Raw genomic sequence first — 15,208 nt, forward strand, 5'->3', positions numbered from 1 at the left:
ACTACGCTACTCTTCCGTTTCTGGCTGGACAGGAAAAGATGATGAGAAGAGTACGATACCTTTTATGGCTGCTGCTGGTGCTTGTACTGGCAGCGGCGGCCGGCGGCTGGTACTGGCTGCATTCCGGTAACCCTGACGCGCTGCGACAGATTGTTTTGCAGCAATGCGTTCCTAATCAACAGCAGCACCAAACTCCCTCGCCGTGTGCCGACGTCAATCTGCAGGGCGGCTACGTGCTGTTTAAAGATCGCAACGGGCCCTTGCAGTATCTGCTGATGCCGACCTATCGAATTAACGGTACCGAGAGCCCGCTGCTGCTCGACCCGTTAACGCCGAACTTCTTCTGGCAGGCATGGCAGGGGCGCGACATCATGAGCGAACGCCGCGGTTCAGCGGTACCGGATAACGCCGTATCATTAGCCATTAACTCCCGCAGCGGACGCACGCAAAACCATTTCCATATTCATATCTCCTGCTTACGCGAAGATGTGCGCGCCCGGCTGGATAACGATGCCGCCGCTATCAGCAGCCGATGGCTGCCGCTTCCCGGTGGTTTGCTCGGCCATGAATATCTCGCGCGGCGAGTCACTGAGTCCGAGCTGGCGCAGCGTAGCCCGTTTCTGATGCTGGCGGAAGAGGTACCGGAGGCGCGTGAACATATGGGGCGCTTTGCGCTGGCGATGGCGAAGCAGAGCGATGGCTCGCTGGTGCTGCTGGCAACCGAGCGCAACCTGCTGACCCTGAATCGCGCCTCTGCTGAAGAGATCCAGGACCATCGCTGCTTGATTCTGAAATAACCTTTATTGCTGAGCCATGCAGGTTCCTGCATGGCTGGCTATTTTTTGATAGGTTTACCTGCCTCGCCCCCGATCGTATTCTTGCTGAAAAAACGACAGGAGACAGGCATGTCGCTCTGGTTTTCTCACCCTCTGTTTCTTCCCTCGCTGATTATCGCGATAACCATTGTGCTGTGGGCGACCTCGCTGTTGCCGGAGTTTATGACCGCGCTGCTGTTTTTCGCGGCGGCGATGATCGCCAAAATTGCGCCGCCGGAAGCGATCTTTGGCGGGTTTGCCTCGTCGGCATTCTGGCTGGTATTCAGCGGCTTCGTTCTCGGGATTGCGATTCGTAAAACCGGGCTGGCGGACAGAGCGGCACAGGCGCTATCGGCGCGACTGACGGACTCCTGGCCGTTGATGGTGGGTAGCGTCGTGCTACTCAGCTATGCGCTGGCCTTCGTGATGCCGTCGAATATGGGACGCATCGCGCTGCTGATGCCCATCGTGGCGGCGATGGCGAAACGGGCCGGTATCGCAGACGGTTCGCGGGCCTGGTATGGCCTGGCGCTGGCGGTGGGTTTTGGGACCTTTCAGCTGTCGGCGACCATTCTGCCCGCCAACGTCCCGAACCTGGTGATGAGCGGCGCGGCCGAAGGTTCTTACGGGATCCACCTTAACTACCTGCCGTATCTGCTGCTGCACACGCCGGTGCTGGGCTGGCTAAAGGGGGGAGTATTAATTGCCCTGATCTGCTGGCTGTTTCCTGGCAAACCGCATCCGCCGCGCGAACTGATCCCGCTTCCGCCGATGAGTCGGGACGAGAAGCGCCTGGCCTGGCTGCTGGCCGTGGTGCTGGTGCTGTGGGTGAGCGAGAGCTGGCACGGTATCGGGCCCGCCTGGACGGGGCTGGCAGCGGCAGTCGTCACGCTGCTGCCGCGGGTTGGCTTTATCAGCGGCGAGGAGTTTTCCAGCGGGGTGAATATTCGTACCTGCATTTACGTCGCCGGGATCCTCGGACTGGCGATTACCGTGACCCAAACCGGCATCGGTGAGGTGGTCGGCAATGCGCTGCTGCACGTGATGCCGCTCGACAAAGAGAGTCCGTTCACCAGCTTCCTGGCATTAACCGGCATGACCAGCGCCCTGAACTTTATTATGACCGCCAACGGCGTACCCGCGCTATACACCACGTTTGCCCAGAGCTTTTCCGATGCCACCGGTTTCCCGCTGCTAAGCGTGATTATGATTCAGGTATTGGGCTATTCCACGCCGCTGCTGCCGTATCAGGCGTCGCCGATTGTCGTGGCGATGGGGTTAGGGAAAGTGCCGGCACGGGCGGGAATGCTGCTGTGTATCGCCCTGGCGGCGGTGAGCTATTTGATTCTGCTGCCGCTGGACTATCTGTGGTATCAAGCGTTGGGGAAATTGTAGCGGCATAAAAAAGCCCGGATGCGGCGCCTGCGCGCGTTGTCCGGGCTCCTCGTATTGCGTTATTCCTTCGCCCCGGTAAGCGGTACGCCGCCGGGGCCGGACTTAGCGCAGGTTACGCTTTTTTCGCTGCTTCAGCAGCTTTCACGATCACCGCGAAAGCGTCTGCTTTCAGGGAGGCGCCGCCAACCAGCGCGCCATCGATGTCCGGCTGGGTGAACAGTTCTGCTGCGTTAGATGCGTTAACGGAACCGCCGTACTGGATGATGACCTGCTCAGCCACTTTCGCGTCTGCTTTCGCAATGTGATCGCGAATGAATTTATGCACCGCCTGAGCCTGTGCCGGAGTCGCTGATTTGCCGGTGCCGATTGCCCAGACCGGTTCGTAAGCGATAACCACGCCTTCGAATGCCGCAGCGCCCTGAGTTTTCAGAACGGCGTCAATCTGACGTGCGCACACTTCTTCCGTTTTGCCCGCTTCGTTTTCTGCTTCAGTTTCGCCGATGCACAGAACCGGAATCAGACCCTGTTCTTTCAGAACCGCGAATTTCTTAGCGATGAACTCGTCAGACTCGTTGTGGTAAGTACGACGCTCAGAGTGACCGATGATGATGTATTCAGCACCGACATCTTTCAGCATTTGAGCAGAGGTTTCACCGGTGAATGCGCCGGACAGGTTCAGGTCAACGTTCTGCGCGCCCAGGTGAATGTGGCTACCTTCTGCCGCATGCTTAGCCAGATCGATGTACATTTCTGGCGGAGCGATTGCAACGGCACAGCCAGAAACGCCAGCCAGTTCGGTACGCAGGTTAGCAACCAGTTCGTTTACCATATGGCGGCTGCCGTTCAGTTTCCAGTTACCCATCACTAAAGGATGTCGCATTTTAATTCTCCACGCTACGTTAAGCGAATTAAGGAATATAGCCACCCGTCAGGGCAGCATGGTCTGTCAAACAGTATAGAGATTCATCGTTGGAAAGGCTTTGCTTTTTGTCATTTATTATTGCTCTCCAGCGTTTCAGATAGCGCCAGCTTAATCGGTTCAACAGCGAAGGTCAGCCCTTTTTCACCGTTGTCTGCGACAACATAACGTATCGCGCCTTCCGTTTCAGAGAAGTAACGTTTTCCCTTGCCGGCGGCGAGCATTTTCTGCAGTTTTTGCTGGCTCTGAGCCACGCTTAAGGTGGGCGCGAACATGCGTAACACGGCGCTCATATACTCCTGCGCTTTGGCCTTCGCCGCTTTCTGCTCGGGCCCCTGAATAGGGAGCCAGGTCACCTGCATCGATTTTATTTTCAGGGTGCCGCGCTCCAGCGCCGTGGAGGCGTAAAGATTTTCATTAATTTTGCTCGCCGCACGCGTCAGATTTTCTCTGTCGCGGCTGGAGGCAATGGCGCGAAATTCATTCAGCTGAAGCTTCGGATTCGCCGCGTTGAATTTTTCCCGAAAGTCGCTGATAGACATATCAAAGGTAGGGGCGCCCGCCAGCAGATAAGGGGCCGTGGCGGAGGATTCGGGCACCGCGGACAACGCCTTCGGGCCGACGGATAAGGCCGTCAGCCCAATAAAACATACAGTCATCCACGTCTTCATGCCGGTCTTTCCTTTTTTTGCCTGCAGACGATTAAAACGGGAACCGTCGCGCTTGTCAAAAAGTGACGGCTTCAGGGTAAACTACGCGAATGATGATGATAAGGAATAAAACATGACCCTACAGCAGTGGATGTTCTCAATTAAGGGGCGTATCGGGCGCCGTGACTTCTGGATCTGGATGACCATCTGGGTTCTTGCCATGAGCGTGCTCTTTACTCTGGCCGGCACCAATTTGCTCAATGTGCAGACCGCTGCGTTTATCCTGGTGTGCCTGCTGTGGCCGACGGCGGCGGTGACGATCAAACGCCTGCACGATCGCGGTAAATCGGGGATCTGGGCGCTGCTGATGATTCTGGCGTGGATGCTGCTGGCGGGGAACTGGTCGGTGCTGCCTGGCGTCTGGCAATGGGTTGTCGGGCGGTTTGTGCCGACGCTGATTATCGTCATGATGTTCATCGACCTGGGCGCGTTTGTCGGTACCCAGGGCGAGAATAAATTTGGTAAAGATACGCAGGATGTTCGCTGGAAGGCGGAGCCATGATTACCAGTATTGCTCGGCGGTCATGTGGCCCGGCCGGCGGCGTAAATGTTTCGTCATCTGCCGGGTTTCTTTCAACAGCTGCTGGGTATCACGCACCATCTGCGGGTTTCCACACAGCATCACGTGGCTATTATCGGCGTTCATCGGCAGGCCAACGGCCTCTTCCAGGGCGCCGGTGTCGATAAGAAACGGAATCCGTCCGGTCAGCGAACCGGCGGCGGTTTCACGGCTCACGACGGTCTGAATCCGCAGCTTGCCGCCATAGCGCTGCGCTAATTCGCGCATCAGCGGCAGGTAGCTTAAATCGGCCTCATAGCGCACGGCGTGGACCAGCACCAGATTTTTGAAGCGCTCAAGGTCTTTACCTTCCTGCAGAATTGACAGATACGGGCCGAGCGCGGTGCCGGTCGCCAGCATCCATAAGGTCTCGCAGTCAGGTACCTCTTCCAGAACGAAGAATCCCGCGGCCTCGCTGACCAGCTGAACGTCATCGCCCGGTTTGAGCGCCGCAAGGCGTGGGCTGAGCTTACCGTCCGGGACGGTGACCAGATAGAACTCCAGATCGGGATTGCCCGGTGCGTTAACGTAGGAATAGGCGCGCTGAACGCGTTCCCCGTCAATTTCCAGCCCGAGCTTGGTAAATTGCCCGGCGGTAAACGGGTGAACCGGCGCGTGGACGTACAAACTGAACAGCGTATCGGTCCAGAACTCTATTTTTTTTACTTTACCGTTAACCCAGTCCGCCATCATCTTCTCCCGTTGCGCAAAGCGTTGCCTTATCTTCGTTGCACGCGGCAAAGATTTCCAGCCTGACGGCGCCGAAAAGCTCTATTGATCAAATATTCTCGTCATACTTCAATTGCCTGTGCGTTGGCGGCAGCCGTTTTCGGCCCGTCCCTGGGCCTGGCGCCAGCGTGCAATCCGCACGCGCGATCGGAGGCTTACAGAATATGCAGCTGAATATCCGGGTCTTTACGGTCGAGATAATGAATGGTCTGAATGCGGCGAATCGTACGGGATTTACCGCGGATCAGCAGCGTTTCGGTGGTGGCCATATTGCCCTTACGGGTAATGCCATCCAGCAGATCGCCTTTGGTGATCCCGGTTGCGGAGAACACCACATTATCGCTGCGGGCCATTTCGTCCAGGCGCAGCACTTTGCCTGCTTCGATGCCCATCTCTTTGCAGCGCGCCAGTTCGTTCTCGCCGATACGACGGTTTTCTGCGGTATCGCCTTTTACATCGTGACGAGCCAGCAGGCGACCCTGCATGTCGCCGTCCAGAGCGCGGATCACTGCGGCAGAAACTACCCCTTCCGGCGCGCCGCCGATGCCGTACAGGACGTCTACTTCGCTGTCCGGCATGCAGGTCAGAATCGACGCCGCTACGTCGCCATCCGGAATGGCGAAGACGCGAACGCCCGACTGCTGGAGTTCGGCAATCACCGCGTCGTGACGCGGTTTGGCCAGAATGGTGACGGTCAGCTCGGCCAGCGGTTTATTCAGCGCCGCGGCGACATTACGCAGGTTCTCCGCCAGCGGCAGATTGAGGTCAATCGCCCCTTTTGCCCCTGGGCCGACAATCAGTTTTTCCATGTACATATCCGGCGCGTTCAGGAAGCAGCCTTTATCGCCGACCGCCATCACCGCCAGCGCATTGGCCTGGCCCATGGCCGTCATGCGCGTCCCTTCGATAGGGTCAACGGCGATATCCACCGCATCGCCGTTGCCGGTGCCGACCTTCTCACCGATATACAGCATCGGCGCTTCATCGATTTCACCTTCGCCAATGACGATGGTACCGTCGATATTAATCAGGTTGAGCATAATGCGCATGGCATTGACGGCGGCGCCGTCGGCGGTATTTTTATCGCCGCGGCCCAGCCATTTATAGCCCGCCAGCGCGGCAGCCTCGGTGACACGCGAAAATTCGATGGCCAGTTCTCGTTTCATAATCCACTCGTTGTGAAGATAAATTGCGCGAAGCGTCCTGGTCTGGCCCTGCGGGACAGAGTCGACGCTAGGCGTTGGAATAGCGTTCGGTTTCCGGCATCCAGCGTTCAATAAGCGCCTGGGCCTGCTGAGAATAACGTTCGTGAATATGGCGAGCAATGCGCTGAACGTCAGGGATCATGGCCTGATCGCGCAGCAGATCGGCGACTTTAAACTCGGCGGTGCCGGTTTGTCGGGTGCCGAGCAGCTCGCCGGGGCCGCGGATTTCCAGGTCTTTCTGGGCAATAACGAAACCGTCGTTGCTGTCGCGCAGAACCTGCAGGCGTTTCTGCGCCGTTTTTGACAGCGGTGATTTATAGAGTAGCACGCAGTGGGAGGCGACCGCGCCGCGCCCGACGCGTCCTCTGAGCTGATGCAGCTGCGCCAGCCCCAGACGTTCCGGGTTTTCGATAATCATCAGGCTGGCATTCGGTACGTCGACCCCAACCTCAATAACCGTGGTGGCGATCAGCAGGTGCAGTTCGCCCTGCTTGAAGGCCTGCATAACCGCCTGTTTATCTGCCGGTTTCATCCGGCCATGTACGAGGCCGATATTCAGCTCCGGCAGCGCGAGCTTAAGCTCTTCCCATGTCGCCTCTGCCGCCTGCGCTTCCAGCAGATCGGACTCTTCAATCAGGGTGCAGACCCAGTAGGCCTGACGCCCTTCCTGAGTACAGGCGTTGCGAACCCTATCAATAATATCGTGGCGACGAGTATCGGGGATGGCGACCGTGGTGACCGGCGTCCGGCCCGGCGGCAGTTCGTCGATAACCGAGGTATCAAGATCGGCATAAGCCGTCATCGCCAGGGTTCGTGGAATCGGGGTCGCGGTCATGATCAGCTGATGGGGATGGAAGCCCTGCTGCTGGCCTTTTTCCCACAGCGCCAGACGCTGGTGAACGCCGAAGCGGTGCTGCTCATCAATAATGACCAGCGCCAGACCGTTGAACTGCACCTGTTCCTGAAAAATGGCGTGAGTGCCGACGATCATCTGTACCTGGCCACTGGCGATGGCCTCCTGCTGCGCCTGGCGGGCTTTCCCTTTCTGTTTGCCGGCCAGCCAGCCTACTTCGATGCCCAGCGGCGCGAACCACTGGCGGAAGTTATTGGCGTGTTGTTCCGCCAGCAGTTCGGTCGGCGCCATCAGCGCTACCTGCTTGCCGTGAGCGATCGCCCGCAGCGCTGCGAGGGCGGCAACCAGCGTTTTACCGGAGCCGACGTCGCCCTGTACCAGACGCATCATCGGCACATCAAGCGCCATATCGCGTTCAATTTCGGCGGTGACTCGCTGTTGTGCGCCGGTTGGCTTAAAGGGCAGGGAGGCCAGCAGCTGGTTTTTGAATATGTCGTTCGCACCGAGTGCCAGGGCATGATAACGCTGGGCGCCGGCGCGTAGCGCCAGCATGCTCAGGTTATGCGCCAGCAGTTCTTCCAGAATTAAGCGCTGTTGCGCCGGATGCTTACCGCTTTCCAGGTCACTGAGCTGCAGCGACGGCGGCGGACGGTGTAATGTGCGTAGCGCCTCCGGCAGGCTCATCATTCCCTGCGCCAGTTCGGGCGGCAACAGCTCGGCGATGGCACAGGTATCCAGTAATTCCAGCGCCTGATCGGTGAGCTTGCGCAACGTCGCCTGCTTGATGCCTTCGGTGGTGGGATAAACCGGCGTCAGCGTTTCCTGGAGATCGGGGGTGCTCATGTCACCCTGCACGCGGTATTCCGGGTGAATCATCTCCGCCCCGTATTTCCCCCGTTTGGCTTCTCCATAGGCCAGCACGCGCCGGCCGGTCGCCAGGCTGTTTTTCATGGCGGCGTTGAAGTTGAAAAAGCGCATGGTGAGAATACCGGAACCGTCGCTGATCTGGCAGGTCATCATTCGGCGGCCGCCGAAGGTGATGTTGCTGCTGAGAACTTCACCTTCAACGGTGGCGTAAACGCCCGGTAGCAGCTCGCCTATCTGATAAAGATGGGTGCGGTCTTCATAGCGTAGCGGCAGGTGCAGAAGGAGATCCTGCACGGTATGCAGGCCGATTTTCGCCAGTTTGTTGCTTTGCGCCGCTCCAACGCCGGTGAGCGAATTGAGCGGGACGGCATCTAACAGGCGACCGGCCATTTACCCTTCATCCTTCAGACTGCATCTTGTCTGGCCTGCTTCGGCACGATTGTCGCGCCTGCTACCGTGAGCGGTACCGGAAGCCTGCATGGTTGCCCACCACGCGTCATCGGCTTCGACTTCGCCCTGCGCATTCACGTAGGGGTAAGGCAGACCTTTTTGTTTTGCCACTCTGGCCAGTACCGGATACCCGCCTTCAAACAGCAGGCGCTGCTGTTCTTCTTCCGGCAGCATGCTGTTCTCACGCTTATACATCCCCGCATTTTGCCGCTGGCGCTGGGCTTCATACAGAATCAGAGCCGAGGCGACGGAGACATTCAGCGACTGCACCATGCCAGTCATCGGAATGATGATGTCCCGATCGGCCAGCGCCAGAGCTTGCCGGGTAATGCCGGTTTTTTCCTGCCCCATCAGGATGCAGGTAGGACGGGTATAATCGATTTCACGGAAATCGACGGCTTTGTCAGAGAGGTGAGTGGCCAGGATCTGCATGCCCTGGCCCTTTAAATGGCTGACGGCATCGTCAATTGAGCGGTGGGTTTTAACCTGCACCCAGCTATTGCTGCCGGCGGCGGCTGAGGCCATCGTGCGCATGCGGCTGCTGGGCCAGATGGCGTGGACTTCATGTACGCCAACGGCGTCTGCGGTACGAATCACCGCAGAGACGTTATGAGGTTTATGGACCTGCTCCATGCAGACCGTCAGGTCAGGCTGGCGCCTGGCGAGCATCTCGCAGATACGCGCATAACGCTGTGGATTCATAAACACTTCATCCTTCAAATTGCCTCGGCGTTAGCCGTACTCATTAACCCCGGTTACGTACTCCTGTACGGGACGGGTAATTCATTCGCTCGCCGCGCGATCCGGCTGACCGCCCGGCCCTTCGGGGTCGGTACCCGTGCGGTGCAAAACGCGAATGATTTTGTGCGCAAGGCTAGTTTCGGTTACGGGTGACTTTTATTACATCCGGCATAACGCGAATTTTGCGCATAATATTCGCCAGATGTACGCGATCGCGCGCCGTCAGGCGGATAAACGCGCTGTACACGCGACCATCTTTTTCTTCGGTATTCAGACTCTGAATATTAGAAGAGGCGGTATTAATGGCCGCGGTGAGGTTCGCCAGTGCACCCTGGTGGTTAAACATATCCACCTTAATTTCGGTGATAAATTCCTGCGCGGTCTCTTTATCCCACTCGACGGCCATAAACTTCTCTGGCTCTTTCTGATAGCCACGAATGTTACGGCAGGACTCATGGTGAATGACCAGGCCTTTGCCAGGGCTGACATGGGCGATAATCGGGTCGCCGGGAATCGGACGGCAGCACTTCGCAAAGGTAATCAGAACGCCGTCAGCGCCTTTAATCGGCAGATGACCATGGCCTGAAGAGGCGCCTTGCGCCGGTGCGGTGACGGTCTCGCCCTGTTGCAGGTTTTTGGCTACCACCACGCTCATCGCGTTGCCGAGGCCAATTTCCGCCAGCAGATCGTCAAGGCTGGCCAGCTTCATGCGTTCCAGTTCACGCTGAATGCTCTCCTGCGGGATTTCAGCCAGTTTACGGCTACCGCCGAGGGCGTGGTTGAGCAGACGGCGACCCAGGCTGACGGAGTCATCGCGCTTAAGGTTTTTCAACAGCTGGCGAATTTTGGCGCGCGCTTTTGAGCTGACGACAAAGTTCAGCCACGCGGCATTCGGACGTGCGCCCGGTGCGGTGATGATTTCCACCGTCTGGCCGCTGGAAAGCGACTGGGACAATGGATACGGCTGGCGGTCGACGCGTGCGCCAACGCAGGCATGGCCGATATCGGTATGTACCGCGTAGGCGAAGTCCACCGGCGTGGCGCCAGCGGGGAGTTCGACAATGCGCCCTTCCGGGGTGAAAACGTAAATCTCATCCGGGAACAGATCGGATTTGACGCTCTCGATAAATTCAAACGAGCTGCCTGCGCTTTGCTGCAGCTCCAGCAGGCTCTGCATCCAGCGCTGGGCGCGGATTTGTGCGGTGGTGCTGCTTTCGCCGCCGTGCTCTTTATAGGCCCAGTGCGCCGCAACCCCCATTTCTGCCATCTGGTCCATGTCTTCGGTACGAATTTGTACTTCAACCGGGACGCCGTGAGGGCCGATCATCGAGGTGTGCAAAGATTGATAGCCGTTCGCCTTGGGAATGGCGATGTAATCTTTCATCCTGCCAGGACGAGGCTTGTAAAGGCTATGCATCTGGCCAAGCACGCGGTAGCAGGTGTCAGCATCATGCACAATCACGCGGAAGGCGTAGATATCCATAATCGAGTGAAAACGCTGCTCTTTCAGCACCATTTTGCAGTAGATGGAGTACAGATGCTTCTCGCGACCGCTGACGCGACAGGGGATTCCCGCTTCCTGTAAACGCCCTTCGATTTCAGAGAGGATCTTTTGAATCATCTCTTTACGGTTGCCGCGCGCTGCTTTGACGACTTCTTTGATGACGCGATAGCGGTTGGGATACAGCGCTTCAAAGCCCAGCTCTTCGAGCTCGGTTTTGATGTGGTGGATACCTAAACGGTGGGCCAGCGGGCTGTAGATCTCCAGCGTTTCGCGGGCAATGCGGCGGCGTTTATCCGGGCGGAGTGAGCCCAGGGTGCGCATGTTGTGCGTGCGGTCGGCAAGTTTGATCAGGATGACGCGGATATCCTGCACCATCGCCATAATCATTTTGCGAAAGTTTTCGGCCTGCGCCTCTTTCTTATCGCGGAACTTGAGTTTATCAAGTTTCGATACCCCCTCTACCAGCTCAGCAACGCTTTTGCCAAAGAGCTGCTCCATATCCTGGTAGGTGGCAGGGGTATCTTCAATCACGTCATGCAGTAGCGCAGCCATCAGCGTTTCATGGTCGAGTTTCATCTCGGCCAGAATGCAGGCTACCGCTACCGGGTGCGTGATATAAGGTTCACCGCTTGAACGTGTCTGGCCCTCGTGAGCGTCACGTGCAACGAGATATGCCTGCCGAAGACGCTTGATTTGCTCTTCCGGCAGGTAATTTTGAATCAGCTGATTCAGGCTTTCAAACAGATACAAGGGCTACCCACTGCGTGATTAACGACGGCCTTCGGCAATAGCGGTAACGGCTTGTAATTCAGCGGCTTCCTGCTCTTGCTGCTCTTGACGATCGCGGACGTCGAGGATCTGATTGTTGATCAGACCTTCTTCGATTTCGCGCAGTGCAATAACGGTAGTTTTATCGTTTTCTTCCGGTACCAGCGGATCTTTTCCGCCAACCTGCATCTGACGAGCGCGACGCGCGGCGACCAGTACCAGGTCAAAACGGTTACCAATTTTCTCTACAGCGTCCTGAACAGTTACGCGTGCCATACTTAAAATGCTCCACAGATGAAGAAATGACTGGGCATGATACTGAATGTGGGTTCAGTCTGCCAACAGTTTGGTGATTAAAGCGCCATGTCGCTGCTTTTGGCGGCTCATGCGCAGACGTTCGGCGCGAATAATGTTTTTCAGATCGCTCAGGGCGGTATCAAAATCATCATTCACAATAAGGTAATCATATTCCGCGTAATGACTCATTTCTGCAACAGCCTGAGCCATACGTTTTGCGATCACCTCTTCGCTGTCCTGGCCGCGGCCACGCAGGCGACGGTCAAGCTCATCTTTTGACGGCGGCAGAATAAAGATGCTGCGCGCGCCAGCCATTTTTTGACGGATTTGCTGAGCGCCCTGCCAGTCGATATCCAGGAAGACGTCGACGCCGGTTGCCAGTACCTGCTCGATGGTTTCGCGCGAGGTGCCGTAATAGTTGCCAAAAACTTCCGCGTGCTCAAGAAATGCGTCTCTGCTAATCATCGCCCTGAAATCGTCGTGATTAACGAAGAAATAGTGTTCGCCGTGCACTTCACCCGGACGCGGCGCGCGCGTGGTATGTGAAACAGAGACCTGGGTGTCGTACAGCGGTTGGGTTTTCAATAAAGCCTGAATCAGGCTGGATTTACCCGCGCCACTTGGGGCGGAAACAATATAAAGCGTGCCTTGAGCCATGAGAGTCTTTTGTATGTGATTGTCGAAAGAGATACTACATACGAGCCTATTATACACGGCGCCGCACCGTGACGCAGTCCCTGTCACACTTTTTGCTTCTGTTTCTTTCATTTTGCCAGCCGTTTCCCTGATTTCGCCGTGTATTGCGCAGCAGGCAAACAAAGTCTGGATGTCCGATCGCAGCGTGATAAATCCCTCGTCGCCGAATAAAACCGCTCTCCTGCAGAATGTTTGCGGGTAAACAGGAGGTGGAGTCATGCATAAATGGATCTGGATGATTGGCGCGTGGGCGGTGGCTGGATACGGACAGGCTACCTGTCCTGAATGGCCGCAGGCACAGGCCCGGCAGGAGGTACATCGTCTCAATCAACAGGTGACGGCCTGGAACAATGCGTACTGGCGACAGGGAAGCAGTGGGGTCAGTGATGAAGTATACGACCAGCTTTCGGCGCGACTTATGCAGTGGCGGCGCTGTTTTTCGCTGCTATCGCCTGCGGATAACGATGATGTGCCGCCCGCTACCGGAGAGGTCAGGCATCCGGTTGCCCATACCGGCGTGCGTAAACTGGCCGATAAATCGGATATTGCGCGGTGGATGCGCGATAAAACGGATCTCTGGGTGCAGCCGAAAGTGGACGGTGTCGCCGTGACGCTGGTGTATCGCCACGGGCGGCTGGCACAGGCCATTAGCCGTGGCGATGGTCGAGCCGGGGAGGATTGGACCGCCAGGGTGAGGCTGATTCCGGCCGTGCCGAAGATGACGGAGGGCGAGCTGGCGAACAGCGTGCTGCAGGGAGAGATTTTTCTGCAGCGCGACGGGCATGTGCAGAAGCAAATGGGGGGAATGAATGCCCGGGCGAAAGTGGCCGGTACTCTGATGCGCCTCGATACCCCGGCGCAGCTTGCGGAACTGGGGATCTTTATCTGGGCATGGCCAGATGGCCCTCAGGACATGCGCCAGCGTCTGGCTCTGTTGCGCAAGAGTGGATTTCTCCACAGCGCCTCTTTTACGCAGCCCGTTACGGATGCGCGGCAGGTGGCACGGTGGCGAGAGCGCTGGTTAACCTCGCCTCTGCCTTTTACTACCGACGGCGTGGTCGTGCGCCGCGGCCACGAACCCGGCGGGCGATTGTGGTCGCCAGGACAGGGTGAGTGGGTCGTTGCGTGGAAATATCCGCCGGCATCGCGGTTAATGGAAGTGCGCGGCATTCGCTTTCGGGTCGGGCGCAGCGGCAAAATTTCCGTCGTCGCTCTGCTGGAGCCGCAGCGCCTTGACGACAAACGGGTTAAGCAAGTCAGTATTGGCTCGCTTTCTCGCTGGAAGCGCCTGGATATTGGCCTCGGCGATCAGCTGCAAATCAGTCTGGCGGGCCAGGGCATTCCGCGCCTCGACAGCGTAGTATGGCGATCGGCGCAGCGTACGAAACCGCAGCCTCCCCCGGAACGGTTTACCCCGTTGACCTGCTATTTCACCACGCCGGGGTGTGATGCGCAGTTTCTCTCAAGGCTTATCTGGTTATCGTCAAAACCGGTTCTGAATCTTGATGGCGTGGGTGAATCAGTATGGCGCACGGTGCAACATGCGCGCCCGCTGGCGCATCTGTTCTCGTGGCTGGCATTGACGCCAGCGCAGCTGCAGGGGATTCCGGGGATAACCTCCGGGCGCGGGCAGCGGCTTTGGCACCAGTTTAACCTGGCGCGCGAGCAGCCCTTTCTGCGCTGGGTCCAGGCGATTGGCGTACCGATTCCCCGGGCGGCGCTTGCCGGTCTGGCGAGGGAAAACTGGCAGCAGCTACGAGAACGTTCTGAAGAACAGTGGCAGCGTCTGCCGGGCATGGGGGCAGGGAGAGCGAGGCAGCTGGTTGCCTTTCTCCAGCACCCGGATGTTGCCGCGCTGGCGCAGTGGCTCAGCGGGCAACATATACCCGGGTTTTGAGAGGATCAGTGGGCGTTATGGTTGTAGTGGAAGACGGGCAGCCCCAGCTTCCAGCGCAGCGCCAGCATGCGAGCGGTGAAGCCAAACAGCAAGGTGGAGATCACCACCACGTCGTGGCTGCTGACGTAATGCTGCAGGGCAATATAGAGAATTGCGGCCGCAAACGAGATGCCGGCATACAGCTCCTTCTGGAAAACCAGCGGAATGCGCTTGCAGAACATATCCCGCAGTACGCCGCCAAATACGCCGGTAATCACGGCGGCGATAGAGGCGATCACCGGTCCTTCTCCCATATCCAGCGCGATTTGCGCGCCGATAATTGAGAACACCACCAGCCCCAGGGCATCCAGAACCAGAAACAGACGGCGTAGATGGGGCATGACCGGCGCAGCAATAGTCGTTAACACTGCCGCGACGGCGACGATAATGACGTATTCCGGATGTTTTACCCACCCCAGCGGGTAGTGGCCCAGCAGAATATCCCGGACTGAGCCGCCGCCCAGCGCGGTGGCGGTAGCAATGATGATGACTCCAAAAGTGTCCATCCGGCGGCGACCGGCCGCCAGAGCGCCGGTCATCGCTTCCGCAGTAATACCGATTAAATACAGAATATGAAGCAGCATAAATCCCCCACAATGATGTCGGGCAGATTAGCGATTTGTGCGTAAGATCACGATTGAGATTTTCTAAGGTGAATCATTTTCCCCAGGAAAAACTAATGTGAGAGGTGTTTTATGAGCAGTAGTGCAGGGAGATGTTGATCGACGGATGATAAAAACAGATAAGTAAAAGTAATGCTGGCT

At 57.5% G+C, this 15,208-nt stretch carries 14 protein-coding genes; 4 read left to right on the forward strand and 10 right to left on the reverse strand.

Annotation, left to right across the window (positions count from 1 at the left end; genetic code table 11):
- Positions 1–41: 41 nt before the first annotated feature.
- Together AC236I_RS00515 and AC236I_RS00520 are read left to right on the forward strand one after the other, a co-directional pair.
- The gene (locus AC236I_RS00515) at positions 42–797 is read left to right on the forward strand and encodes a CDP-diacylglycerol diphosphatase (protein WP_004868986.1); all 756 of its coding nucleotides are present in this window, start codon (positions 42–44) and stop codon (positions 795–797) included.
- A gap of 108 nt (positions 798–905) precedes the next feature.
- Positions 906–2,210 carry an SLC13 family permease gene (locus tag AC236I_RS00520; RefSeq protein WP_004868985.1) on the forward strand — a complete coding sequence of 435 codons (1,305 nt, stop codon included), beginning with the start codon at positions 906–908 and terminating at the stop codon, positions 2,208–2,210.
- 112 nt (positions 2,211–2,322) lie between these two features.
- Here AC236I_RS00520 and tpiA read toward each other — a convergent pair whose 3' ends face one another.
- Both tpiA and AC236I_RS00530 read right to left on the reverse strand, forming a co-directional pair.
- Positions 2,323–3,090, reverse strand: a complete 768-nt coding sequence (gene tpiA / locus AC236I_RS00525; protein ID WP_015585511.1) for a triose-phosphate isomerase — start codon at positions 3,088–3,090, stop codon at positions 2,323–2,325.
- Between the two features lie 110 nt (positions 3,091–3,200).
- Positions 3,201–3,800 carry a DUF1454 family protein gene (locus AC236I_RS00530; protein WP_004868981.1) on the reverse strand — a complete coding sequence of 200 codons (600 nt, stop codon included), beginning with the start codon at positions 3,798–3,800 and terminating at the stop codon, positions 3,201–3,203.
- Positions 3,801–3,912: 112 nt separating this feature from the next.
- Here AC236I_RS00530 and AC236I_RS00535 point away from each other — a divergent pair, with 112 nt between their 5' ends.
- A complete protein-coding gene (locus AC236I_RS00535; protein ID WP_015585513.1) occupies positions 3,913–4,341 on the forward strand; it encodes a DUF805 domain-containing protein in 429 nt (142 codons plus the stop codon).
- On the opposite strand, the gene fpr is transcribed toward AC236I_RS00535, so the two are convergent.
- The 7 genes from fpr to gmk all read right to left on the reverse strand — a co-directional run bounded on the left by fpr (position 4,342) and on the right by gmk (position 12,469).
- Positions 4,342–5,088, reverse strand: a complete 747-nt coding sequence (gene fpr / locus AC236I_RS00540; RefSeq protein ID WP_004868977.1) for a ferredoxin--NADP(+) reductase — start codon at positions 5,086–5,088, stop codon at positions 4,342–4,344.
- Between the two features lie 194 nt (positions 5,089–5,282).
- Positions 5,283–6,293, reverse strand: coding sequence for a class II fructose-bisphosphatase (gene glpX / locus AC236I_RS00545; RefSeq protein ID WP_487608666.1), 1,011 nt, complete (start codon positions 6,291–6,293; stop codon positions 5,283–5,285).
- A gap of 67 nt (positions 6,294–6,360) precedes the next feature.
- Positions 6,361–8,442, reverse strand: coding sequence for an ATP-dependent DNA helicase RecG (gene recG / locus AC236I_RS00550; protein ID WP_143959087.1), 2,082 nt, complete (start codon positions 8,440–8,442; stop codon positions 6,361–6,363).
- Positions 8,443–9,204 carry a tRNA (guanosine(18)-2'-O)-methyltransferase TrmH gene (trmH, locus tag AC236I_RS00555; protein ID WP_015585515.1) on the reverse strand — a complete coding sequence of 254 codons (762 nt, stop codon included), beginning with the start codon at positions 9,202–9,204 and terminating at the stop codon, positions 8,443–8,445.
- Positions 9,205–9,376: 172 nt separating this feature from the next.
- Positions 9,377–11,497, reverse strand: coding sequence for a bifunctional GTP diphosphokinase/guanosine-3',5'-bis pyrophosphate 3'-pyrophosphohydrolase (gene spoT / locus AC236I_RS00560; protein ID WP_004868967.1), 2,121 nt, complete (start codon positions 11,495–11,497; stop codon positions 9,377–9,379).
- Between the two features lie 18 nt (positions 11,498–11,515).
- On the reverse strand, positions 11,516–11,791 hold the full coding sequence (gene rpoZ, locus AC236I_RS00565) for a DNA-directed RNA polymerase subunit omega (protein ID WP_004868966.1): 276 nt from the start codon (positions 11,789–11,791) through the stop codon (positions 11,516–11,518).
- A 54-nt stretch (positions 11,792–11,845) separates the two neighbouring features.
- The gene (gmk, locus tag AC236I_RS00570; RefSeq protein WP_004868963.1) at positions 11,846–12,469 is read right to left on the reverse strand and encodes a guanylate kinase; all 624 of its coding nucleotides are present in this window, start codon (positions 12,467–12,469) and stop codon (positions 11,846–11,848) included.
- A gap of 256 nt (positions 12,470–12,725) precedes the next feature.
- On the opposite strand from gmk, the gene ligB reads away from it, so the two are divergent.
- Positions 12,726–14,405: an NAD-dependent DNA ligase LigB gene (gene ligB, locus AC236I_RS00575; RefSeq protein WP_048022788.1), complete on the forward strand. Its 1,680-nt coding sequence runs from the start codon at positions 12,726–12,728 to the stop codon at positions 14,403–14,405.
- Between the two features lie 5 nt (positions 14,406–14,410).
- Here the strand turns inward: ligB and AC236I_RS00580 are convergent, their stop codons facing one another.
- Positions 14,411–15,028, reverse strand: a complete 618-nt coding sequence (locus AC236I_RS00580) for a trimeric intracellular cation channel family protein (protein ID WP_004868959.1) — start codon at positions 15,026–15,028, stop codon at positions 14,411–14,413.
- Positions 15,029–15,208: the final 180 nt, after the last annotated feature.

The sequence above is a fragment of the Klebsiella sp. Sb-30 genome (assembly GCF_057652795.1).

Excerpts from the sequence above, each read along its gene's own strand:
- AC236I_RS00515 (WP_004868986.1), top strand. The coding sequence starts at position 42 with ATGAGAAGAGTACGATACCTTTTATGGCTGCTGCTGGTGCTTGTACTG.
- AC236I_RS00520 (WP_004868985.1), top strand. The coding sequence starts at position 906 with ATGTCGCTCTGGTTTTCTCACCCTCTGTTTCTTCCCTCGCTGATTATC.
- tpiA (WP_015585511.1), bottom strand. The coding sequence starts at position 3,090 with ATGCGACATCCTTTAGTGATGGGTAACTGGAAACTGAACGGCAGCCGC.
- AC236I_RS00530 (WP_004868981.1), bottom strand. The coding sequence starts at position 3,800 with ATGAAGACGTGGATGACTGTATGTTTTATTGGGCTGACGGCCTTATCC.
- AC236I_RS00535 (WP_015585513.1), top strand. The coding sequence starts at position 3,913 with ATGACCCTACAGCAGTGGATGTTCTCAATTAAGGGGCGTATCGGGCGC.
- fpr (WP_004868977.1), bottom strand. The coding sequence starts at position 5,088 with ATGGCGGACTGGGTTAACGGTAAAGTAAAAAAAATAGAGTTCTGGACC.
- glpX (WP_487608666.1), bottom strand. The coding sequence starts at position 6,293 with ATGAAACGAGAACTGGCCATCGAATTTTCGCGTGTCACCGAGGCTGCC.
- recG (WP_143959087.1), bottom strand. The coding sequence starts at position 8,442 with ATGGCCGGTCGCCTGTTAGATGCCGTCCCGCTCAATTCGCTCACCGGC.
- trmH (WP_015585515.1), bottom strand. The coding sequence starts at position 9,204 with ATGAATCCACAGCGTTATGCGCGTATCTGCGAGATGCTCGCCAGGCGC.
- rpoZ (WP_004868966.1), bottom strand. The coding sequence starts at position 11,791 with ATGGCACGCGTAACTGTTCAGGACGCTGTAGAGAAAATTGGTAACCGT.
- gmk (WP_004868963.1), bottom strand. The coding sequence starts at position 12,469 with ATGGCTCAAGGCACGCTTTATATTGTTTCCGCCCCAAGTGGCGCGGGT.
- ligB (WP_048022788.1), top strand. The coding sequence starts at position 12,726 with ATGCATAAATGGATCTGGATGATTGGCGCGTGGGCGGTGGCTGGATAC.
- AC236I_RS00580 (WP_004868959.1), bottom strand. The coding sequence starts at position 15,028 with ATGCTGCTTCATATTCTGTATTTAATCGGTATTACTGCGGAAGCGATG.